We start from the raw sequence: 22,015 nt of genomic DNA on the forward strand, positions 1-22,015 counted from the left end.
GTTAATTGAGTTTCTACGGGTCAAAGTCGTGGCTTTCAAAATTGGTTTGTTAGGTTTGGGTACAGTTGGCGCGGGAACAGCAGAGATTTTGCTCTCCCCAGATGGCCGCCATCCGCTGTTGCAGGAATTGGAAATCTATCGGGTGGGAGTGCGCGATATTTCTCGAACTCGGTCTTTACAATTGCCAGAAAATGTGCTGACAACTGACCTAGAAGCGATCGCAACTGACCCTGAAATTGATATTGTAGTAGAACTGATTGGCGGATTGGAACCGGCGCGATCGCTCATTCTGCAAGCTATTGCCAGCGGCAAGCACGTCGTCACTGCCAACAAAGCAGTTATCGCCCGCTACGGTAATGAAATCTTCGAGGCCGCCAACAATAAAGGCGTTTACGTAATGCTAGAAGCTGCTGTCGGCGGCGGCATTCCAGTCATTCAAACCCTCAAACAATCTTTAGGTGCAAACCGCATTCAAACTGTCACCGGCATTGTCAACGGCACAACTAATTACATCCTGACGCGGATGCAAACAGAAGGCGCAGACTTTGCTGAAGTGCTCGCCGACGCTCAGCAATTAGGTTATGCTGAAGCTGACCCCACAGCAGATGTAGATGGATTAGATGCGGCCGATAAAATTGCTATTTTAGCCTCGCTAGCTTTTGGCGGACGCATCAAATTAGCAGATGTTCATTGCGAAGGTATCAGAAAAGTTAGTGCGGCTGATATTGACTACGCCGACAAGCTGGGATTTGTGATTAAATTGTTGGCTATTGCTCAAGAAACCTCCCGCTACAATGGCAAGCAAGCTGAGGCAGAAAGCGAACTGCTGTCAATTCGAGTGCATCCTAGTTTTGTGCCGAAAACTCATCCGCTGGCTAGTGTCAACGGGGTTTACAATGCAATTTTAGTCGAAGGAGAGCCGATCGGGCAATTGATGCTGTACGGGCGCGGCGCCGGTGCGGGCCCAACAGCTAGCGCCGTAGTATCAGACATCATGAATGTCGCGGCTATCCTGAAAACCGAAACTGTTCCGATTCCCCATCCTTTGCTGAGTTGCAGTCACCAACACTACTGCAAAATTGCTCCGATGCAGGAACTTGTTACTCGCTTTTACGCCCGTTTTCTGACGCGCGATACTCCGGGGGTAATTGGCCAACTCGGCACTTGTTTCGGCAATCACAAAGTTAGTTTGGAATCAGTTGTGCAGACGGGAATTCACGGCGATTTAGCAGAAATTGTCGTCGTGACTCACGATGTTAGGGAAGGGAATTTTCAACAAGCACTCGATGAAATTCGCGCGATGGAAGCAGTCGATAGTGTTGCTAGCACGTTGCGAGTTTTGTAAAAGTGATTTGATAGGGGCGGGTTTTACCTACACTATTTGCCAATAATTGACAATCTATAAAACCCGCCCTCGCCCAACGATAAATCCGATGTACATTTGGCGGATTTGGTAGGGGCGGGTTTCACCGACAATATTTGCCAATAATTGACAATCCATAAAACCCGCCCGAACCGAACCATAAATCATCATGTACCGGGTGCTTGTAGGGGCGGGTTTTACAAACAATAATTGCCTGAAACAAACAATCTCGAAAACCCGCCCGAACCGAACCATAAATCATCATGTACATTTTCCGATGCGATGCAAATTTCGGGTTGACGTAGGTTATCGGTGGTGGGGGGCGGGTTTATCTAGATTGTCGGTAATCGTTAGATATGGTTGGTGAACCCGCCCCTACCAAATCTGGGTAAAGGTATTTTGCAAAAATACCGCGTTTTCCCCCCACAAGCAGTTAAAAATGAGATTTGGGATGAAAATAACAAAATCAGATTTTGTCGATCGCCAAACGGGAAGGCACTTGCTAGATTCCCTGTATGAAAAGTTTGCCAAACCCCAACTGCACGATACTTTTAAACCCAATAATCCTTCAATCTACATTCGGCACGAAGAAGGGCAAGTTATTGATGGAAATTATATCATAAAAAAAGTTTTTGAAGACTCTCGCACTGGTTTTTATGCTGAAAGTCGCCTCCCCATTTCTGGCAATAATCCGCCTGTTTTCGTGATTCGCGGCTACGGTTCTTGGTATCCTTTCGAGCGCGTTTTGGAAGATACGCCCGATGTATTTATGGCAAAACTAGAACGCCAGTTAAAATCGGCGCAAACTGTGGGTGCTATTGATTGGATAAAGCAGCAATTTCACAGCGGGAATCCGCCAGATGTTATCGGAGAAAGTTTGGGCGGCAAAGTTGGTCAGCAAATAGCCGCAAAATACCCGGATTATATTAGATCCACTGTAATTTTTAATTCTTTGGGCGTTTCGGAAAAGTTAGCTAAAACTTCCACCGCTAACAATGTTTTTCACTACTTTACTTTAGGCGAAAGGTATGCTTTCTGGGCAAATGAAGGCGATTACATACCGGGAACGATTTTTGTCATTTCCCAGAAGGGTAACAACTGTTGTTATAAAATCGAAGAGGCGATCGTCCGAATGGCGCGTTTTGAAGGCAAGTTTCTCAAAAGGCGCGCGATTGTGGCAATATTGGCTCAGTGGCTTTTGCTAAACAGACACAATGCGATCGTCCTCAACAAACGGCGGCCAGTAGTCGTTGAGATCGATCGCACTCAATTGCAAATTTTCCGAAAAAAGCGCTTTGTTTAAACTCAGACAGAATGGCTTCAGGCCGCAGATGGCTGATTTTCCCGTGCTGCGACGGCGAGAACCAGACAAAGTGCTGCGATCGCTTTTTCCCATTCTTCCTTTACAGCGGTGGGTTGAACCTCATCAAAGGCGCTAACTAAACGAGGAATCGCTCGTTCTAATGCCTGTCTGGGAATTGATTTGTGCAATTCAACTAAACGAGTTAAACTTTCTTGATTCTTCAAAAAACCGACTACCCATTTCGTAGTATGATCGGGACTCTCAGGGACGTTTTTAATTCCTAGTTCTGTTTGCAACCAGTCGTAAAAAGGTGGCAGCTTTTGAGCTAAAACAGTTCCAGCCGTTGGCAAAGTTTCTTTGAGTAAAGCAGTATCGAGACTTGCGAATAATTGATTAAATTCCGGTGAAGCGAGCAAGCTGGTTAATGGCAGTGAAAGCAGGGCTTCAGAAGCGTCAGGGGATACATTTAAAGTCCGCGAAAATGTTTGCAGCATTGGAAAGTCTCTGGTATTGATGACTTTTTCAGCCTAACAATCACGCGAATCAATGAATATGAGCTACCTCATACAATTCTAGGATTTACTGAACTTACCATGTGAATTAATCCTTTTTTATGTGTAATATTTCACAATTTGAGCGATTCGCTTCATAATTTTGAGTACATTGTACAATTCATTCCCTCGATCGCGCAAATCAAAGGAATTAGATAAACCGTACTGCGGTGTACCTTGATACGTCATTTTAATGAACTGAAAATTCCTGCCGTTGCTTAGCATTCCAAAGGACGCCATGCTAGGATTAGGATTAGCCAGCAGATAAGCTAATATTTGCGCTAATCCTGTTTCTATGGAAATTTGAGCGCTTTTTGACTCGATAACCATTACCCAAAACTGCTGTTTTAAAACCAGGACATCCATCCTACCTCTGATAATTGTCTCGTCTTCGTCTTCAAAGAAAATTTCTACTTCAGGTTCAGCTTTGATATGAAAGGGAGGTAAATAGAAACCTGCAAAATGTAGCAAGGGAGATAAGACCACCATTTTGACGGTAGTTTCTAGCATTGGAGGATACTCGACTAAGTTGAAATAGCTAGCTTTCACTTGATCGAGAAATTGTTTTTCAAATTCGCTGATTTCGGGTAATTCGTCAATCCATTCACGAAAAAATTGGTCGTCATCAACGAGTTGGATATTAAATTTTTCCCTTAAGTAGGAGAGAGTAACTTCTCTAGCTTGGATTGTTGCCGTCATAGTTTTTGATGATTATTCCTAATCTTAACTACATTATACAACATACAATTCATTTCCTCGATCGCCAAAATCTAATTTCAACCGGGCTGTACATATCTGCGTGCATCTGCGGTAAAAAAAAATCCCTTAAATATTTACACAAATTCTCCCTTAGCAACCATCACCACCTTACCACCCACCAAAACTGCTATTTCCCCTTCATTTTTGGCGGATTGTAACAACAGCAAAGAAGGTCGATCGATTTCATAACCCTGCTCAACTCTCACATCAATCTTTGTTTCCCCATAATAATCATGTTCTACCAAATATCCAGCCAAACAGCCGTTAGCACTGCCAGTCGCCGGATCTTCGGGAATTCCTAATGAATGGGCAAAAACTCGCACGCTTAAATCATTAAGGTCGCTGTAAGTTTCTGGGCAAAATATCAAAATTTCTTTAGCTTCCATTGTATCAACTAGCTCAAAATATTTATCTAAGTTGACTTGAGCTTTTTTGAGCGATGCGAGAGTTTTTAATGGGACAATTATAAACGGCACTCCGGTCGAAACTTCTTGAATTGGGAATCTCAAATCAATTTCATCGGGTTCTAAATTCAGAACATTTGCCAGACTTGCGGCTGATAAAACTTGACCAAAACTAGGCGGGTTTTGTCGCATCCACAAAATATCTGCCGCTTCATTGTGATAATTAAAAGTAACGGGAATTTGACCGACGGCTAAATTGAGAATTACTCGATCGACCTTTTCGCGAATAATCTCTTGCTGCAACACAAACGCAGTGCCCAAAGTCGGATGACCGGCAAAGGGCAATTCCTTCTTGGGCGTGAATATCCGCACGTCATAGCCGCCATCTCGCGGATCGGGCGATCGAATAAACGTAGTTTCTGAATAATTGATTTCCCTCGCTATCTGTAGCATTTGAGCCTCAGATAGTTCGGCAACTCCTGCACCGCAAAATACAGCTAGTTGATTGCCAGCATATTTTGACTCCGCAAACACGTCAACTATATAAAAATTCACATTTCCCTCGTTCAACAGTAGTTTGTGTTTCTTGTTACCAGGCTCTGCCTGGTAACAGAGATCCAGAGGCTCCGCCTCGCTACTTCAAACAGCGAATTGCCTCCAACATTCCCCTGGCTTTATTCAGCGTTTCTTCGTACTCCATATCCGGGTTAGAATCAGCTACCAAACCAGCACCTGCTTGCACAGAAACCGAATGTTTATCGCCTCCTTGAGAGCGAACAACCATAGTCCGAATCGCGATCGCACTATTCAACTGTCCCTCAAAATCATAATACCCGTAAACCCCTGAATACGGCCCCCGGCGACAACCTTCCAACTCGTGCACAATCTCCATCGCCCGAATCTTCGGAGCACCGCTAACCGTACCCGCAGGAAAACCAGCTTTCAACAAATCCCAAGCTGTCTTATCCTGGGCCAATTCTCCCACCACATTGCTCACAATGTGCATGACGTGAGAATAACGCTCAATTTCCATTAACTCGTCAACTTTTACAGTACCGTTTCGGCAAACTCTTCCTAAATCGTTCCTACCCAAATCAACTAACATGACGTGTTCCGCAATTTCCTTCGGATCTTGCAGCAATTCAGCAGCCAAAGCATCATCTTCTTGAGGAGTTTTACCCCGGCGGCGAGTGCCGGCAATCGGTCGCAAAGTTGCTATCTTTTTGCCATCAGCAGTGTTTTCCGCCTTCACCATAATTTCGGGACTCGAACCGATAATCTGCCAATCTCTGAAATGAAAATAAGCCATGTACGGAGAAGGATTTATGAGACGCAAAGAGCGGTAAAGTGCAAAAGAATCGCCACTGTATTCAGCCTCTAGTCGCTGCGAAATAACTACTTGAAAAATATCTCCGGCTTTGATATAATCCTTCGCCTTTAAGACATTGGCACAATACTTTTCACGGGTAATATTGCTAGTGTAAGCCAATTCTGTATTTCCGGTTGTGGAACGGGCATCTTGCCCGTCCTTATCTCTTGTGGAACGGGCATCTTGCCCGTCCTTATCTCTTGTGGAACGGGCATCTTGCCCGTTATTGGGAGGTGTCCATTCTATGAGAGTAGATTGCCTGGAAAGTGGCGATTGCAGCTTCTCAACTAACTTACCAACGCGATCGCACGCTTGCTGATAAGCATCGGCCAAATCAACGCCAACCTCGCGCAAATCCGCATAGGCGACGACCCAAATTTTCCGCTTCACCTGGTCGAAAATCAGCAAATTATCCACCTGCATCCACAATCCATCCGGCAAATCATTCTCACTGGCTGGATGCACGGGAACTCGCGGTTCTATCCACTTAATTAACTCGTAACCCCAAAAACCGAATAGCCCGCCAATTCCCGGCGGCAACTGCGGCAATTTCACCGGTTGATAAGACTCCAAACATTCAGTTAAAGCTACAAACGGATCGCCCGTAAATACTTTTTCGGAACCGTCACGGTAAACTTGAGTTGTGCGAGATCCCCTTGCCTCCAAAATCCACAACGGATCGCACCCTAAGAAACTATAACGCCCAAGTTTTTCCCCACCTTCGACAGACTCCAGCAGAAAACTGTAAGGTTGACCCGCACAAACCCGATACCACGCAGACACCGGCGTATCCAAATCAGCAACCCATTCTTGATACACGGGTACAAAATTGCCTTGTTTCGCCAGTTCCGAAAATTGTGAGAAATCGGGAAATATCATATACTAACTTCGCTATACAATCAATAAACAAAAGACGGAAACCAACATCCCTCCGGCGACCGATACTCGCCAACTGCCATCACCGCCATCGGCTTGAGGGCGCGCAGCCCCTCTTCCAAGCACCAGCGAAACAAACTTGGGTACCTCAGCGGCAAGTGAAAAGAAAGCAATTCTTCGGAATTGTACGCAGCAGCCCCCAAGAGCAAAGCCTGCATATCGGCTTCAGTTTCCGCGACGCTGTGGCTCAAAGCCGACACCGCACAAGTATAAGCCACAATCCGACCTTGTTTGCAAGCAACCCAAGGAGAAAAGAAAGTCAGGGCGTCTTCAATCTCCGAAGTTCGATCGCACCCGCACAGTTTTTCGCACAAAGCAGCACATTCACCAACATCCTCACTAGCCATCGGGCGCACCTCAAACCCATGCGGAGGCTGGCTGCGAAACTTCCCTGCCATTAACACGAAAGGTTCCTTCACCTCAAAACCCAAAGAAGCGTACAGCGACAGCGAGGCCATATTAAAAGATTCCTGAACCAAACGGATGCCCACAGCGTCCTGTCCCCGTTCCAGCAAAGCTTTCAGGATTTCCCGTCCCGTGCCGCGACCTTGAAAAGTTCGATCGACACTGACGGGCCCGATACCGCGAATCGGGTTGCGTTCGTCCATAAACCCGCAGCCGACAACCGCACCGGAACTCTCGGCTACTATGCCAAAAAACAACGGACTTTCGATCCGAAGACCAATAATTTCAGTTGAAAACTCCAGCGTCGGAAAATCTGTAGGGAATTGATGGCGATCGGAAATACATTTAAAAGCTTCATAATTAATGCGAGCGCAAACATCGATATCAGAAGGCTGCGCTCGCCTGATTGCGAGATTCATTTTTAATTTAACATTAACTTTTAATAAGATTAGAAGTTTGCAGTAGTATTTTGGCGCTGCGGGCTTAGCCTCCCGCGCCAGAATACTACTGCAAAAACAAGTTTACAAGCTGAGCCTTACAGGGAATATTACCTATGTTTTGCTCAGCCATGCACTCATCGTCTAAGGATCGAAAGTCTTCTTACCTGTGAACTTGAGCGTAGCCGGATTTGGATTGCTGCCAATATTGCGGTCAATCTTACCGTTGTAGGGACGACCTTCGTTCACCTTCTCAGGGAACACGCCATCCTTGGGATGCAGGTACTCAGTAGTACCGTCTGGAAACACGCGGTAAATTTTGTAGTTCGTGATTTTGAATTTAGCCCGCAGTTGCTGGCCGCCCAAAGCGATGCACTGCTCCTTCCGGGGCAGATGCAGCAAGTTGTCGCCTTGACGCATAATCGCAGCGCCACCCGTAGGCATTTCAAACACCTGCTCCTTGGGGCTAGTCCAAGTGATAGCGTACTTCTCTTCAACTAGCGCCTTGGTCAGCAAGCCGCCTGTGCTGCCGCCGAAGATTGGGGGTTGTCCAGTAAGTTGTTCGGCCATAGATATATCCAAAGGATTTTTACGGCATCGTATCATCGAGACTGCACGCTGTTCTCGAAATTGTAAGGAAAATTAACAGTTTTTTGGCGATCGATCTTTTCTGATAACTGATAATTAGTAATTAATAATTCATAATTGGTAATTTCCACCCAAGTTAGAAAACAAAATTAGGCAGCACGAATTCCGAAAAAATAATCAAAAAAAAACAGCAATTATTCTGGTGCTTGTGGGGCACCTGAATAATCGCACATTCCCCCAAATTACCCCCACACACGATCGCACAATTTACCGCGTCAACCCTAAGTCAAGAACGAATTAGGGTCATAGCCGCGCGGAATTTGGCTCAAAGCAGTCCAAGTTTCCTGATTGACAATCCCGTCAGCCTCAATCCCAAAGCTTTTTTGAAATGCGCGAACAGCTTTGTCCGTCAAAGTAGACAAGTCGCCGTCAACTTTACCGCCATAATGCTGGGAAATTTTGAGAACTTCCTGAACAGTAGCGACTGCTTGCCCAGAACTGCCCAATCTGAGTACCGGCATATTAACTGGAGCTCCAGTATAAAGCGCCTGCCAAGTCAGTGGCCCGACAATGCCGTCGGGCGACAAGAAAACCCGAAACTGAAACAGCTTCACAGAAAATTCAACGGCTTTGTTAAAAATTCCTTTAGCAGGCTGCCGGTAAAGGTGCAACTTGGTTAGCAGTTGTTCGAGTTCCAATACCGCTTTACCTTGAGAACCTAATTGTAGTTGTGGCTGTTTGGCCATAGGTTGAGTAGATTTCATCTGGGTTGTAGGTGACATAATCGATTTTGCTAACCTCTAGGTTTGAGTATTCTTCTGGAAAAAAACTTTTTCCGGGCCAAACATTTGCATTTTCAACTTTCCACGAATCAACACTGGCCTCGGCAGTGCCTCAACAGATTCGATCGACTTTTACCATGTCACGGCTTGTGCAGGGCAGACTTATACCAATTTAGATTTTAGATTTTAGATTTTAGATTCGGCAGGACTGATTACGATCGGGGTTTGCAGCTTACCTACAGTTGGATTCTTATTTTAAACTGCTATTAATTTTCGGCAGCGTCCCTAGGTATTCTGTCGCCAAACCGGGTTTAAGACGGTAAGCGCATCCTGAATCTGCTTTGATACTTTCTATTTTAAAGCTGAACACCGCTCCCGCCACATCACCTTTAAGGCCGATCTCACAGGGTGAGGATTGAGGGTGATATCCTTTCCGTTTACATCGGAATTATTCATCTCTCTCTTCTCTTTCTCTGCGAGCTCTGCGTTCTCTGTGGTTAAATCATTCCGATGCAATCGGCATTAATATTAGTCGTTAAGTCCGACAGGGGTTGAAACAAGATCCTCATAGCTCAAGTCGTCTCAAGACGACTGTAGATTAGTATTTGATATCAAGTCCGGCGTAAATAGCCCCTCATATCAAATTTGTTAGCAGCCGATTTGATATCATGCCAGCGCAGCCGGATTTGATATAACTCGATCGATACTTGCGCGCTCAGACGCCCACAAACCCGGTTTTTTACAGTAGATTCCCCAGGTAAATGTAGATCGCGATCGACCGGGTTTCGAGCAACAGAATCAGTAATGATGCGATAACTGTAAAGAAACCCGGTTAGGAGTGTGTACTTCATAAACCTGGAATACGCTGTATCAATTGAGTCTAAACAGTGGGAATAGTAAAGTGAAATTCACTTCCTCGGTCTTTTCCTGCGGAATCTACCCAAATTTTACCGCCCCAGCCGGCAACAATCTGTTTGCAAATTGCCAATCCCAAACCGGTACCGCCGGTGCTGCGGCGCAAAGCTCCTTCTTCTTGATAAAATCGATCGAACACTACTTTTAAACTGTTCGCCTCTATTCCCCTCCCCGTATCGGCTACCAGCACTTCCACCATCCGAGAACCGTTGCTTTTGGCTCTTATGGTCACGCTTCCTTGAGGTGTGGTGAATTTGCAAGCGTTGTCTAGCAGTTTGGAGAGCACCTCCACCAACCACTCTCCGTCAGCTTGCACTAAAGGCAATTCTGCGGACACTTCGGCGATAATTTCCGGTAACTGTCGATCGACCGTGCGCGAGCGCACGCTGCTGAGGGCTAAATCCACGCATTCTTGCAGCGTCAGCGATTCTACATTCCATTGGACTCGCCCGCTTTCTAAGTGAGAAAGAGTTAAGAAATCCTGCACGAGTTTCCGCATTCGATCGGCATCGCCGAGGGCAGTTTCTAACATGATTTGCCGCAATTCTGCAGGCATATCTGGTTCCGAGTTCAAACTTTCCAAACACACTTGAATCGTAGAAAGTGGAGTGCGAAGTTCGTGTCCGGTGATGGCAATTAGATTGCTGCGAGTGCGGTCTAATGCTTCTAATTGTTGGTTTAGTTCTTCTAAATGAGCGTAGGTTTCTGCTTGAATTAATGCTGCTCCGAGTTGGGTGGCGATCGCCTCTACTAAAGCAATTTCGTCTTCTTCCCAAGCCAAAGTCGATCGGCACTGGTGCATTTCCACCATTCCCAAAACCCGCCCATGATAAAGCACTGGCACCATTAACCAAGAGACAATTTGCCAATTTTTTACAATTTTTTCCAGGAATTTTGTATTGACAATTAGGGGGTGTTGTGATGTGTCTTGGATGTAAACTCGCTCTTGCCGCGCCACCGCCTCAATCCATATTTGATTTTCCTGCAACAGCCAAGTCTGATCCAGCATGGAACTAGCGCCGGGAGCCAAAAACTCGCGATCGATTTTGACCGCCACATCTGCGGTCTTGCACCGATAAATCAAACATCGGCTTGCTGACAGGACAGTTCCCAGTTCTTGAACTGCAACTTCGACGATTTCTTGTGGGTTGAGAGACTGCCGCATTGCCGTTGTAATTAAGTTTACCAGGCGTTCTTTGCGTTCCTGGGCGGCGATGGCGGCGTATGCTTTGAGCAGTTTGTGCTGGCCTGCTTGCAAGTAGGTGACTAAGCGTTCGGTAAAAGCATCGCTCAATTTTGGATGGGGAATTTTTGAGCTTTTTGCCGTACTTTTGTCGGGTTTGGCGGCTTTGGCAGTGGCGGATTTCCTCGTTTTTTTCGGTGTTTTGAGCTTGTAAGTAGTTCGCGCTCGATCGATCTTTTCCGCCAATTCCGGGCGATAATTGACAATTCTATCGAGCAACAATGCGGCCGCTTTGGAGCTGACCTCGCGATCGAACGTCCAAATTCCTTCAAATCTGCGAGCTTGATCCATCACCAGTGGCCCGCGATCGTCCTGGTTGTCGATCGGCACAATTTTTTCTTGACAAATCAGGCAAGTTGAGTAGTGTTCCCCCAGTACCACTAAGTGCCACTCTTTACTTAATCCGTCCTCCGGTGCAAACGCCACAGTTTCGTGACACTCCGAAGAATTTTTAAACTCAGTTTCCGGTGCTGCCAGCACATATACCTGAGAGGATCGTGAGGCAATTCGCCGGTAACGGTGAGCTTCCTGGCGGTAGAAGCGCTCTCGCTGAAAGCTTGCAATGACTAGGGGTTCGTCGTCGGAACCCGCCAAAACTAAGTCTTCCATAGCGTGAGACAGGGCTGTCATGGAAGATTTGAAATAAATTTGTGCCCGCAGTTGGGGCAAAGCTTGCAGAAGTTCTGCCAGTAGCGAAATAGGGACGATCATCTAGCTTTAAACGTGCATTTTTGCCGATGACAAAACAGGAGCGATAGGAGCTTTAGAGCGCTCCTTCTTCAGTATCTGATAGATTTACAGCACTTGTTGACACTCTCCGCCCTATAAGCGCGAAGATTCTTAACTCGTAGGGAGTCCAACGACTTTGCCCTCCGGGAAGCATCTTGACGGTATGTCCTACCGCTGCAAGTCCTCGTCGTAGAACTACTTGGGCTGCGGCAACATCTCTATCAGTTGTATACCCGCAGCTATTACATTTGTGGATACGTTCTGACAAATCTTTTTTACCTGTCTCCACTCCACAGTTAGGGCAAATTTGACTTGTTTTTCTAGAGTCAACTTCCCTGAAAAAGACTCCACGCTTAAAACAACACTGTTTCAGAATATTGAAGAATTGTCCCCAAGCCGCATCTAGGCAGTGCTTGGCTAACATTCCCGCAGCTAGAGCTTTGCAATTTAAGTCTTCAACAAATATCATTCCTGCCTCATTGCAAAGCAAGTGAGCAGTACGCCAATGAAAGTTCTTGCGGGTGTTGCTTATATGTTCATGGAGTTTTGCCACTTTCGTTTGAGCTTTACGCCAATTATTTGACCCAAGTTTCTTTCTGTTGACTCTTTGTTGCAGCAATTTAAGCTTGCGTTGAAGGTCTACAAAAAACCTCGGTCTTGGTAGTGTTAGCCCAGATGATGTAGCGAGAAAACTGATTAATCCTACGTCGATTCCTACTGCTTCTCCTGATGGTGTTGCTTGAGGTACAGATACACCCCATTGCAAACTAAGCATCACGTACCAACCGCTAGCTCGTTTAACAATTCGAGCTTGTTTCACCAAGGCATCACCAGGTATCTCCCTTGATTGTCGGAACTTAACCCAACCTATTTTAGGTAGGTTAATCATGCCGTTTTTCAAAGGCGATTTCCCCAGTTGTGGAAAAACAAAAGATTTACAGCGACCAGGCTTCTTGTACCGAGGAAAGCCAAAGTTTCTCTCCCACATTGAAACAAAAGCTTGTTCTAACCGTTTAAGTGTTTGTTGTAGAACTTGCGATTGAACTACCCTCAAAGCGGGGATTTTTTCTTTTGCTGCTGTTAAACTTTTGCACTGAGAAGCATAAGTAGGACGCTTAGCATCAGCAGGAATAATGTACTCGGAATGTAGGGAACAAGCATTAACCAGGCAACTACGAGACTTATACCAAGCCTTCCGTTCAGCAAGTGCGTAGTTATACACCCGCCGACACTGTTCTAGCCAGTCTTCAAACAGTGAAACTTGGCTGACGGTAGGTTTGAGCTTAAACTCGTAGGTTAGAGAAAACACTTGTAGTACCTCCTTGTCTCAGTATTGTACCATACTGTTACAAAGGGACAACACGATTGATAAGAAAAAAGCCGCCCTAGAAGGGCAGGGCTTTAAACCCATTTTCTCGGTAAGTAAAGTACAAAGAAATCGGTTTCGCTCTCCAGGAGTATCCCGGTGTTCGCCCCAATTCGCTCCGCCGTGCCCGCCAAGATTCCTAGTTTCCCTGTACTTGAGTGTCAAACTATCCTCGCTCTATTGGATATCAGTGCCATAATTATCGCTTTTTGGCGATCGATCTGGTTAATCGGTAATTAAACTTTAAAAAAGCGCAAATAATTAGCCATTCGTTAAAAACTAACGACCAATTATTTTGACGACTGATCCCAAGAAACCCGGTTTTTACCCACCATCTATGAATAAACCGGGCTTCGGACACCTAGCGTGTAAGTCCTATATTTTTTTGAGGCATCGCGCGGGAGCATCTCACCTTTGCGGCCAAGCTAGAAATTGGAGTTTTGAGGCAGGAGGCAGGAGGCAGGAGGCAGAAGGAAAGAGGAAGAAGGAAGGAGCCACAAGAAGGAAGGAGCCAGAAGAAGTATTTTTACAAATATGAGATGCTCCCCATCGCGCCTGAGTATAAATGCTGCGGCTGTGGTTGTATCAGGCTAGTTCGCCCCCTTCGTCGCTGCCGCCCGGAGATGATTTGTAGAGAGCATCTAATTGTTCGCGGGCGTCTTGGACAGTCAGCGAACGCATCACTAACAGCGGCTCATTGACAACATTTCCGTGTTCGTCTAAAAGTTCTGGATGTGGTACAGATTGAGAGCGAGGATAGGATGCGTAGGGATTATTTGCCCTGAACTGTTGAGGGCGCTGGGATTCCATACCAACGGTGACTAGACTGCGGATTAAGTTACCGACTGCCAGAAAGGCAAGAACGGTAAAAGCTAAAATATAAAGCAGGTGCAACATTATCTTCTCCTCCGGGCTAAACAGCCACACAGCAATTTACAAAAGTGTTTCAGCAAGTATTGACACTCCCGGCCGTAAACGCGGGGATTCTTGGTTCACTGACATACCTTTAAACTATTCATCCCTTCGGCAATATTTAAACCAAAAACCCGTCCAATTGAACGAAGCTTCGAGCCTAATTTGAATAGTCCCAGAGGGCTTGTCTCCCCAAGCGTTAAGGGCTCATTCCCTTTGTTCCCGTATGCCCTACGGTACATCTAACTACTAAGATTTTGAGTTTTCTGGTATGGGTGCGCGATGGCTACCCTAGCTATGTTTTTGTGGTTTTCGCCACCCACGAGACATTATTGTTTCTCAAGCGGGTCATTTTGGGGTTGGTTATCCATTCGATGCTCGCGGTTATTCTACCTGTATCTCTTTGTAGTATAGGGTACTATTTGGGAAACTTTTAGAACTTTTTGGAAATAAAGCCTTCCTAAAAGGACGGGGTTTTAAACCCAATTTTCTGATAACTTATTAACTGGAAATCTGTTTGAGGTTGTCAAGTCAGCCGCCACATTTCCCAAGATTGCGGATTTGACTGCAAGTTGAACTTGAACTCGCTTCCTTATTTTCCAGGGGGAGCTGACTGCAATGAGCGAAAGCGCGCCGATACTTGCCAGCATTCGGCGAGCAGTCTGTGCCACGGCATCAGTGCTGCTGTTTCAATCCCAACTTGACCTCCGGTTGCTTGAAATAGAGCTTTAGCCGCGCCTACTTCTTGCTGAGCCTGTTTGACTCGCGCCAGCAAGTCCGATTGATCTTCGTCGCCCAGAAAGGGAATTTCCTCACTTTCTAAGAGTTTTGCCGATCGGTCGAACCAGTAAGTGAAATCCTCTAAGAGCGGTTCCAGTAACGCTTTGAGCAATTCTGGCTCTGGCAAGTTGGAATTAAGCATGGATCAAAATTGGGTTATTTATCTATTATAGTCTTAGACGGTCTTTACAAATTGTAACATAATTTTAACAAAAATTCAAGGGTTTCACAACAATTAGTAGGTGGGTGTGAATAAATTTAATGGTGTCAGCAGCGATTTTTGAGTCGAAATCCCCAAATTGTGCAATATCGGCTCAGACTCGCTAGCAATAGCTCATAGCAGAAGGAAGTTCGGCAAGGGATTCGCTTTCTTCGGATGTAACGGATGTAACTGAGATGTTGCACCATTCTCAATAAGCTTTTTAGGAACAGGCTTTTCGGCCTGTTCCACAAGAAAATTCACTCTTTGTGGAACAGGCCGGAAAGCCTGTTCTTGACAATGGTGCAAGATGTGAGATGTAACGGATGAAAGGAAGAAGAAAGAAAAAAACTATGCCCTATGCCCAATGCCCCATGCCCCATGCCCAGAATGACCTAATTTCCCAGGGTGTCCCCCAACCTGAAGTCGGCGCTTGCTGTCCCAATCTGAGTAATATAGAAGCAACTGCCACTAAATTAATTGCTAATTCAGCCGATGTCTAGCTCAGAATCCATGTCCCCTCCAGAAGAGTCCGTTAAGATTGAGTTGCCCCGCACGAGTGAGTCGGAATCACTAAAAAAAATTCGCCACACCACCTCCCACGTTATGGCGATGGCGGTGCAGAAGTTATTTCCCAAGGCGCAAGTGACCATTGGCCCTTGGATTGAAAACGGTTTCTATTATGACTTTGACACTCCCGAACCTTTTACGGAACAGGATTTAAAAGCCATTAAAAAAGAGATGATCAAAATCATCAACCGTAAATTGCCTGTAATTCGGGAAGAAGTCAGCCGCGAGGAAGCCGAACGCAGAATTAAGGAGATTAACGAACCTTACAAATTAGAAATTTTAGAAGGTTTGATCGAACCAATTACTCTTTACCATGTGGGCGAGGAATGGTGGGATTTGTGCGCCGGGCCTCACTTAGAAAATACCAGTGAGTTGAATCCAAAGGCGATCGAGCTAGAAAGCCTAGCAGGCGCGTACTGGCGCGGCGATGAAACCAAAGCTCAGTTACAGCGCATTTACGGCACTGCTTGGGAAACTCCCGAACAATTAGCAGCATACAAACACCGCAAAGAAGAAGCATTAAGGCGCGATCACCGCAAATTAGGCAAAGAATTAGGCTTGTTTATCTTTGCCGATCCAGTTGGGCCGGGTTTGCCTTTGTGGACGCCGAAAGGCACTGTTTTGAGAAGTATTTTAGAAGATTACTTGAAACAAGAACAAATCAAGCGCGGCTATTTGCAAGTAGTGACTCCGCACATTGCCAGAGTCGATTTGTTCAAAATTTCTGGACACTGGCAGAAATACAAAGAAGATATGTTTCCGCTGATGGCGGAGGATGAGGAAGCGGCAGCAAACGAACAGGGTTTTGTGATGAAACCCATGAATTGCCCTTTTCACATTCAAATTTACAAAAGCGAATTGCGTTCCTATCGCGAATTGCCGATGCGGTTGGCGGAATTCGGCACAGTTTACCGCTACGAACAATCGGGAGAATTGGGCGGTTTAACGCGGGTGCGCGGCTTTACGGTGGATGACTCCCACTTATTTGTTACGCCGGAACAGTTGGATGCTGAATTCTTGAATGTGGTGGATTTGATTCTGTCAGTCTTCAAGAGTCTCCAACTGAAAAACTTTAAGGCGCGTTTGAGTTTCCGCGATCCAAACAATTTAGAGAAATACATCGGTTCCGATGAAGCTTGGGAAAAGGCTCAAGGTGCAATCCGCCGCGCGGTGGAAACTTTGGGAATGAATTATTTTGAGGGAATTGGGGAGGCGGCTTTTTACGGGCCGAAACTCGATTTTATTTTCCAAGATGTCTTGGATAGAGAATGGCAATTAGGAACTGTTCAGGTAGATTATAATTTGCCAGAACGTTTTGATTTGGAATATGTCGCTGAAGACGGCACTCGCAAGCGTCCGGTGATGATTCACCGCGCTCCTTTCGGTTCTTTGGAACGTTTGATCGGGATTTTGATCGAGCAGTATGCGGGCGATTTTCCGCTGTGGTTGGCGCCGATTCAGGTGCGGTTGTTGCCTGTCAGCGCAGAGTTTTTGCCGTTTGCGAAGGAAGTGGCGGCGAAGATGAAGGCGCTAAATATTCGCGCTGAAGCTGATGAGGATAGCGAGCGTTTGGGCAAGTTGATTCGCAATGCTGAGAAGGATAAAATTCCGGTGATGGGTGTTGTGGGTGCGAAGGAAGTTGAGGCGAATAGTTTGAATATTCGGACTCGTGCTTCTGGGGAGTTGGGGGCGATTTCGGTTGATGAAGTGATTGGGAGGTTGCAGGCTGCTATTAGCAGTTATGGCAATTTTTAGGGAATTTTAATCGCAGATGCACGGGGATTAACGCAGATGATATGTTGATATTGTCTGCGTTTTTTTAATTGAGCTGCTAAAATAGTAGTGGTAAAGGGGAAGTACGCTCATGCCTAATCCATTTCCGGGGATGAATCCTTATTTAGAACATCCTGATTTTTGGCCAGAAGTCCATCATTTACTGATTAGTGTGATTAAGGAGTCGTTAACTCCGCAATTGCGCCCGAAATACCGCGTCGCTATTGAAAAGCGAATTTACGAAATCAAAGGTCAAAATTCTCTATTAGTAGCGATTCCTGATGTCTCTATCCAACAGAAACGCCTTCCCGCAAGTGCGATCGCATCTAATGCTGTCGCCGTCGCTTCCCGAACTGTGCAGCCTTTAAAAGTGAGAATCCCAGTGTCGGAAGAATTTAGGGAAGGATATTTAGAAGTAATCGATATGACAACCAAGGAAGTTGTCACGGTTCTTGAAGTGCTTTCGCCTGCAAATAAACGCCGGGGGGAAGGTCGAGAAAAGTATGACAATAAGCGAAATAAAATATTTGATAGCAGTACCCATTTAGTCGAAATAGACTTGTTGCGGGGTGGGGAACCTTTGCCAGTTTTCGGACATTCCCATAAAAGCGACTGCCGCGTTTTAGTCAGCCGCAGCAATCAACGCCCGATCGCAGATTTATACTTATTTAACCTTCCCGATACAATTCCTGCATTTCCCTTGCCTTTGCGTGCCGAAGATGTAGAGCCGATTCTGGATTTACAGGCGCTGATTAATCAAGTATACGATCGCGCCGGTTATGATTTTGAAATTGATTACACAGCCGATGCAGTGCCCCCGCTGTCAGAAACGGATGCTGTTTGGGCCGATTCTCTGTTGCGAGAGAGAGGGTTAAGGGGATAATACAAGTAGGTAAATTAACAGGAGTTAAATCAATGACTAATCCATTTCCAGGGATGAATCCTTATTTAGAAAGTCCTGAATTATGGCCTCAAGTACATCACTTGCTAATTAGTAGCATTTTTGAATCATTAGTGCCGCAGTTGCTGCCAAAATATATCGTCGATATTGAAAAAAGAGTTTATGAGATTAGCGGGGACAATTCCCTATTAGTGGGGATTCCTGATGTCACTGTGCAGCGTTCTCCTAGTCCAACCAACCCTACTTCTTCTAATGTTGCAGTTGCCGCACCGCCTGTGACAGCTTTGAAAGTAAGACTGCCAGTACCTGTGGAATTTAGGGAAGCATATTTAGAGGTACGAGATACAGCAACTAGGGAAGTTGTGACAGTGATTGAAGTGCTGTCACCCGCCAATAAGCGCCCTGGCAAAGGGCGAGAAATGTATGAAGCAAAGCGAGAAAAGGTGTTTGGTAGTCGCACTCATATGGTTGAAATTGACTTGCTGCGAAGTTACCAACCTCTACCAGTTTTTGGTAACGATATTGAGGCAAGTTATCGAATTTTAGTGAGTCGCGGAAATCAAAGGCCTTTGGCGGATTTGTACCTTTTCAATTTACCAGATATGATTCCTCCGTTTCCCCTGCCTTTGCGCGCGGGTGATGCGGAACCAATTGTAGATTTACAAGCGTTATTAAATGGGGTTTACGATCGCGCCGCCTATGACATTACCCTCGATTATACGGCTGAGTTAGTCCCTGCGCTGTCCGAAACTGATGCTGTTTGGGCCGATTCTCTGTTGGAGGAGAGAGGATTGAAAGGGCGATCGCAAATAACAACCGATAGTTAAGCGCTTAACCGCTTTTTCAAAGCATCCAAAAAATGAACAGACCAATATTCAAGAAAGCGCCTTTTCAGGGGTTTGATGAATTTATCCCAAGGATTGAGGTCAACAATATAGTAACCGATTTGGACGCCAATCGGCTCTAAATGTTTGCCTTCTATTTCCTGGCTCAATAAAGGCAATTTTCTATTACTTAGCTGTTGTATGAGCCAAAGTACATCGCTGTTTTTTTGTTGTTCTGGACTTTTTTTGATATCATTGGTAGAACCAGCAATATCATCTCGATCGAAAGAAATTATTGCTGTTAAATTAAACAGAGAACTATTAGCAATAAAGCATTGAGTTTGTTCTCTGGTTGGTAGCACTCCTAAGCGGAATTTGTCTAACAGTTTTGCTAGCGATCGCACTGGAATAGCGCTCTCTGTATTGCTGATATCAGGAGCAATTAATAAGGACGGCTGGCCTTTAATTGAAGGTCTGTCGATGCCCAGATTTTCGATTAACCTTTGAATCCGTTCGTAGTCAGGGCGATCGCAGAATTTCTCCACAATGTTTGGATACCGATCGTCGCTTAAAAATTCTAAAAGAGCAATGTACTTGCATCCCAGACTGTGACCCACCCAAAAATAACTTGATGGTTCTTGATAAATTTCGCTTTCATAGCCTAATCTTTGAGCAATCTCGGTCAGTTCTGTTCTCAGAATCTCCTGTTCTTTTAATAACCCAATAGCGATCGGCCAGTGACGAAAAGTAAATCTAAACGGCAAAGCAACTACGGTATAACCTTCTTCAAACAACTGTTGTAAAAAATATCGATAAAACAAAGTTGGCAAACTACCAAAAAAAGTTCCACCAATAAATTGAACAACACCTTTGGGCTGCGGATGAACAGCCACCCAACTAAAAGAAACAGGCTGAAATTTAAATGAGTTCGACATTTGAATAAAGCTCACTGAGTGTATAAGTGGGGGTAATTAAACGTATAGCCTTTCTCAGAAAGATGAGGTACTCATGGGCATAGGGCATAGGGCATAGGGCATAGGCCTCCGTGGGCATAGGCCTCCGTGGGCATACCTCACTTTTTTGAGAACCGCTGTAATTAAACGTAAGGTGGGCATTGCCCACCCTACAGTTAAGCTGAAGTGCATTTAAATTGTAGAGTCAAATTTAAGAAAAGTCTTGTGGGGTGGGCGTCTCGCCCGCCCAAAAAATACAATTTAGATGCCCAACAGCTTACTTACCATTTAACAGTTCTAGCCGCGAGACATTCTGACAGGAATATCGAATTTATCCATCACTGTATTTAGCTCTTTCAAATTGACATCATTGGCATCGAGTTGGGCCAGCAGTTGCACGAGCATTTGAGCTTTTTCTGAATTGTCTGCTTCCAAAGTAGCCAAGTCCAAATTACCGTTGCGTAACTCTTCCAAAATTGGGCCAACAATTGGTAAATCGATGATAATTGGTTTACCTGGTTCAGGCGTAATCTCGTTCAAGCCTTTTCCACTGGCGATCGCTAATGTGTAATTAATTTGATCGAAGTCGGGTAAAGTTGGATTTTCGGATGGGAAATCGTTTGGCAAGAAAGTACCGCGAATTTCGGGATTCAATAACACCTTGACTGGTTTCTTGCTTTGGGGTTGAGGCTTTGGAAAGATGGAGCGCGCTGGCACAAATAGCGAGACATAGCCGCGCACTTCCAACAAACCTGGAGTCAGAGTTTTTGGCAGAATGGGCAACAATTGAACAGATGCAGTTTTGTGAGCGGGTATTGTAAAAAATGCGCGATATACCTTCGGTTTTCCTGGCTGCTGAGTCAGAGGTACCTCTATGTTAGTGCCTTCAACGTCAACAACTAAGAAAGCGTTGTTGAGCAAGATTTTATTAGGATTTGCCGGCACGGGTAAGCTGATGGTAAACTCAATCCGATATCGCAAGTCGATCGCTTCGAGATTGGAGATGGTGAGAAAGTATCCCTGAACGATTCGACGAGCCACTGGGATGAGTTGTGGAGGGATGCCCATCACAGGTGCGATCGGTGCAGCGAGGATTTCAAAGGTGGAAACTTCCATGTTTGTGTCCGAGTAATTTAACTTTTAGCTTGGGTTATTTAGCCGGAAAATTTTGTTTCTGTTTTTCCGTGGCTATATCTATGAATAACTGCCCGTCGCGGTTGGTTAACAGTCGCTTTTTCTGGTGACACTCATTTGAGTTAACTCAAATGAGTGTCGCTTGATTGTGCGACTTGACAATTTAAAAATTTTTGTTAAAGCGCACAGGAACACGGATCGGGAATTAAATTTATCCTTGTGTCTCTGAAGATGAAAAGAAAATATCGAATTGATTATCAGGGCGATCGCACATTAATCTGTTGGTATAATCCCCCTTTAATGGGCCCGGGGCGATCGAAAAGCTAAAAAATCCTACACAAAACGTTACATATTTGTTAACATCGGGACGAGCCTGTCCTCAACAGTCCCTCTCTTAACCTTCTAAACTAACCGTTATGAGTCAACCTCCCTCAGCAATTCCCGCCTCAGAAGAGTCCGCCGAAACCCCGACAGCACCGACAAACACTGCACCTCCACCGAGTTATGTCAAGCTGGCGATGCGGAACATGGTTCGCAAGCGGGCGACTTCTCTGTTTCATTTTGCCTTGACAGCGATCGGACTTTTAGGCGTACTCGTCGGTTTGGCTTTTCTCGATCGATATTTCAATTCTTAATCGGGGATTCTAACAATCAGCCTCTAATTTCTGCTGATGTTTTTCATATTTCTTAATCGGGAGTTAAGCTGATTGTTCTGCCTGCCTGTTGCAATCTCTAACAGATTACTGTATGTTGCCAGCAACAGCAAAATCCCCTGCCGTTCGATCGCGCAATTGGAATTTGTAAAAAAATTTAATATAT

At 45.4% G+C, this 22,015-nt stretch carries 22 protein-coding genes; 8 read left to right on the top strand and 14 right to left on the bottom strand.

Annotated elements, in window-relative coordinates:
- Positions 1-28: 28 nt before the first annotated feature.
- Together QUB35_RS00555 and QUB35_RS00560 are read left to right on the top strand one after the other, a co-directional pair.
- Positions 29-1,345, top strand: coding sequence for a homoserine dehydrogenase (locus tag QUB35_RS00555; RefSeq protein WP_333138351.1), 1,317 nt, complete (start codon positions 29-31; stop codon positions 1,343-1,345).
- Positions 1,346-1,814: 469 nt separating this feature from the next.
- On the top strand, positions 1,815-2,666 hold the full coding sequence (locus QUB35_RS00560) for a hypothetical protein (protein WP_333138354.1): 852 nt from the start codon (positions 1,815-1,817) through the stop codon (positions 2,664-2,666).
- Positions 2,667-2,683: 17 nt separating this feature from the next.
- Here the strand turns inward: QUB35_RS00560 and QUB35_RS00565 are convergent, their stop codons facing one another.
- The 10 genes from QUB35_RS00565 to QUB35_RS00610 all read right to left on the bottom strand — a co-directional run bounded on the left by QUB35_RS00565 (position 2,684) and on the right by QUB35_RS00610 (position 13,093).
- Positions 2,684-3,160 (bottom strand): hypothetical protein, encoded by a 477-nt coding sequence (locus QUB35_RS00565; RefSeq protein WP_333138356.1) that lies wholly within the window; start codon positions 3,158-3,160, stop codon positions 2,684-2,686.
- Positions 3,161-3,277: 117 nt separating this feature from the next.
- Positions 3,278-3,916, bottom strand: a complete 639-nt coding sequence (locus tag QUB35_RS00570) for a restriction endonuclease subunit R (protein WP_333106603.1) — start codon at positions 3,914-3,916, stop codon at positions 3,278-3,280.
- A 134-nt stretch (positions 3,917-4,050) separates the two neighbouring features.
- The gene (locus QUB35_RS00575) at positions 4,051-4,935 is read right to left on the bottom strand and encodes a PhzF family phenazine biosynthesis protein (RefSeq protein WP_333138359.1); all 885 of its coding nucleotides are present in this window, start codon (positions 4,933-4,935) and stop codon (positions 4,051-4,053) included.
- Positions 4,936-5,014: 79 nt separating this feature from the next.
- Positions 5,015-6,628, bottom strand: coding sequence for an anthranilate synthase component I family protein (locus tag QUB35_RS00580; RefSeq protein WP_333138361.1), 1,614 nt, complete (start codon positions 6,626-6,628; stop codon positions 5,015-5,017).
- A gap of 20 nt (positions 6,629-6,648) precedes the next feature.
- A complete protein-coding gene (locus tag QUB35_RS00585; protein ID WP_333138363.1) occupies positions 6,649-7,509 on the bottom strand; it encodes a GNAT family N-acetyltransferase in 861 nt (286 codons plus the stop codon).
- Positions 7,510-7,671: 162 nt separating this feature from the next.
- Positions 7,672-8,097, bottom strand: a complete 426-nt coding sequence (locus tag QUB35_RS00590) for a photosystem I reaction center subunit II PsaD (RefSeq protein WP_333106609.1) — start codon at positions 8,095-8,097, stop codon at positions 7,672-7,674.
- Positions 8,098-8,396: 299 nt separating this feature from the next.
- Positions 8,397-8,897, bottom strand: a complete 501-nt coding sequence (locus QUB35_RS00595) for a peptidoglycan-binding protein (protein WP_333138365.1) — start codon at positions 8,895-8,897, stop codon at positions 8,397-8,399.
- A 611-nt stretch (positions 8,898-9,508) separates the two neighbouring features.
- On the bottom strand, positions 9,509-9,748 hold the full coding sequence (locus QUB35_RS00600; RefSeq protein WP_333138367.1) for a hypothetical protein: 240 nt from the start codon (positions 9,746-9,748) through the stop codon (positions 9,509-9,511).
- Between the two features lie 29 nt (positions 9,749-9,777).
- Positions 9,778-11,766 (bottom strand): DICT sensory domain-containing protein, encoded by a 1,989-nt coding sequence (locus QUB35_RS00605; protein ID WP_333138370.1) that lies wholly within the window; start codon positions 11,764-11,766, stop codon positions 9,778-9,780.
- A 52-nt stretch (positions 11,767-11,818) separates the two neighbouring features.
- Complete coding sequence (locus QUB35_RS00610; RefSeq protein WP_333138372.1) at positions 11,819-13,093, bottom strand: transposase; 1,275 nt, start codon at positions 13,091-13,093, stop codon at positions 11,819-11,821.
- Between the two features lie 352 nt (positions 13,094-13,445).
- On the opposite strand from QUB35_RS00610, the gene QUB35_RS00615 reads away from it, so the two are divergent.
- On the top strand, positions 13,446-13,688 hold the full coding sequence (locus tag QUB35_RS00615; protein ID WP_333138374.1) for a hypothetical protein: 243 nt from the start codon (positions 13,446-13,448) through the stop codon (positions 13,686-13,688).
- A 47-nt stretch (positions 13,689-13,735) separates the two neighbouring features.
- Here the strand turns inward: QUB35_RS00615 and QUB35_RS00620 are convergent, their stop codons facing one another.
- Together QUB35_RS00620 and QUB35_RS00625 are read right to left on the bottom strand one after the other, a co-directional pair.
- The gene (locus QUB35_RS00620; RefSeq protein ID WP_333106625.1) at positions 13,736-14,047 is read right to left on the bottom strand and encodes a DUF2973 domain-containing protein; all 312 of its coding nucleotides are present in this window, start codon (positions 14,045-14,047) and stop codon (positions 13,736-13,738) included.
- A gap of 607 nt (positions 14,048-14,654) precedes the next feature.
- A complete protein-coding gene (locus QUB35_RS00625; RefSeq protein ID WP_333138376.1) occupies positions 14,655-14,984 on the bottom strand; it encodes a DUF2605 domain-containing protein in 330 nt (109 codons plus the stop codon).
- 410 nt (positions 14,985-15,394) lie between these two features.
- Here QUB35_RS00625 and QUB35_RS00630 point away from each other — a divergent pair, with 410 nt between their 5' ends.
- From QUB35_RS00630 to QUB35_RS00645, 4 genes are all read left to right on the top strand, one after another.
- Positions 15,395-15,544, top strand: coding sequence for a hypothetical protein (locus QUB35_RS00630; protein ID WP_333138378.1), 150 nt, complete (start codon positions 15,395-15,397; stop codon positions 15,542-15,544).
- Positions 15,537-17,366 (top strand): threonine--tRNA ligase, encoded by a 1,830-nt coding sequence (thrS, locus tag QUB35_RS00635; protein ID WP_333138380.1) that lies wholly within the window; start codon positions 15,537-15,539, stop codon positions 17,364-17,366. Before QUB35_RS00630 ends, thrS begins: the two co-directional genes overlap by 8 nt.
- Positions 17,367-17,475: 109 nt before the next feature.
- Positions 17,476-18,267: a DUF4058 family protein gene (locus QUB35_RS00640; protein WP_333138383.1), complete on the top strand. Its 792-nt coding sequence runs from the start codon at positions 17,476-17,478 to the stop codon at positions 18,265-18,267.
- 32 nt (positions 18,268-18,299) lie between these two features.
- The gene (locus tag QUB35_RS00645) at positions 18,300-19,112 is read left to right on the top strand and encodes a DUF4058 family protein (protein ID WP_333138385.1); all 813 of its coding nucleotides are present in this window, start codon (positions 18,300-18,302) and stop codon (positions 19,110-19,112) included.
- Here the strand turns inward: QUB35_RS00645 and QUB35_RS00650 are convergent.
- Together QUB35_RS00650 and QUB35_RS00655 are read right to left on the bottom strand one after the other, a co-directional pair.
- Positions 19,109-20,044: a DUF1350 family protein gene (locus QUB35_RS00650; RefSeq protein WP_333138387.1), complete on the bottom strand. Its 936-nt coding sequence runs from the start codon at positions 20,042-20,044 to the stop codon at positions 19,109-19,111. The two genes, QUB35_RS00645 and QUB35_RS00650, sit on opposite strands and share 4 nt — an antisense overlap.
- 315 nt (positions 20,045-20,359) lie before the next feature.
- Positions 20,360-21,178, bottom strand: a complete 819-nt coding sequence (locus QUB35_RS00655) for a hypothetical protein (protein WP_333138388.1) — start codon at positions 21,176-21,178, stop codon at positions 20,360-20,362.
- Between the two features lie 434 nt (positions 21,179-21,612).
- Here QUB35_RS00655 and QUB35_RS00660 point away from each other — a divergent pair, with 434 nt between their 5' ends.
- Positions 21,613-21,831: a DUF3285 domain-containing protein gene (locus QUB35_RS00660; RefSeq protein ID WP_333106650.1), complete on the top strand. Its 219-nt coding sequence runs from the start codon at positions 21,613-21,615 to the stop codon at positions 21,829-21,831.
- Positions 21,832-22,015: the final 184 nt, after the last annotated feature.

The organism is Microcoleus sp. B13-B6 (assembly GCF_036705405.1).
Classification (GTDB): Bacteria; Cyanobacteriota; Cyanobacteriia; order Cyanobacteriales; family Microcoleaceae; genus Microcoleus.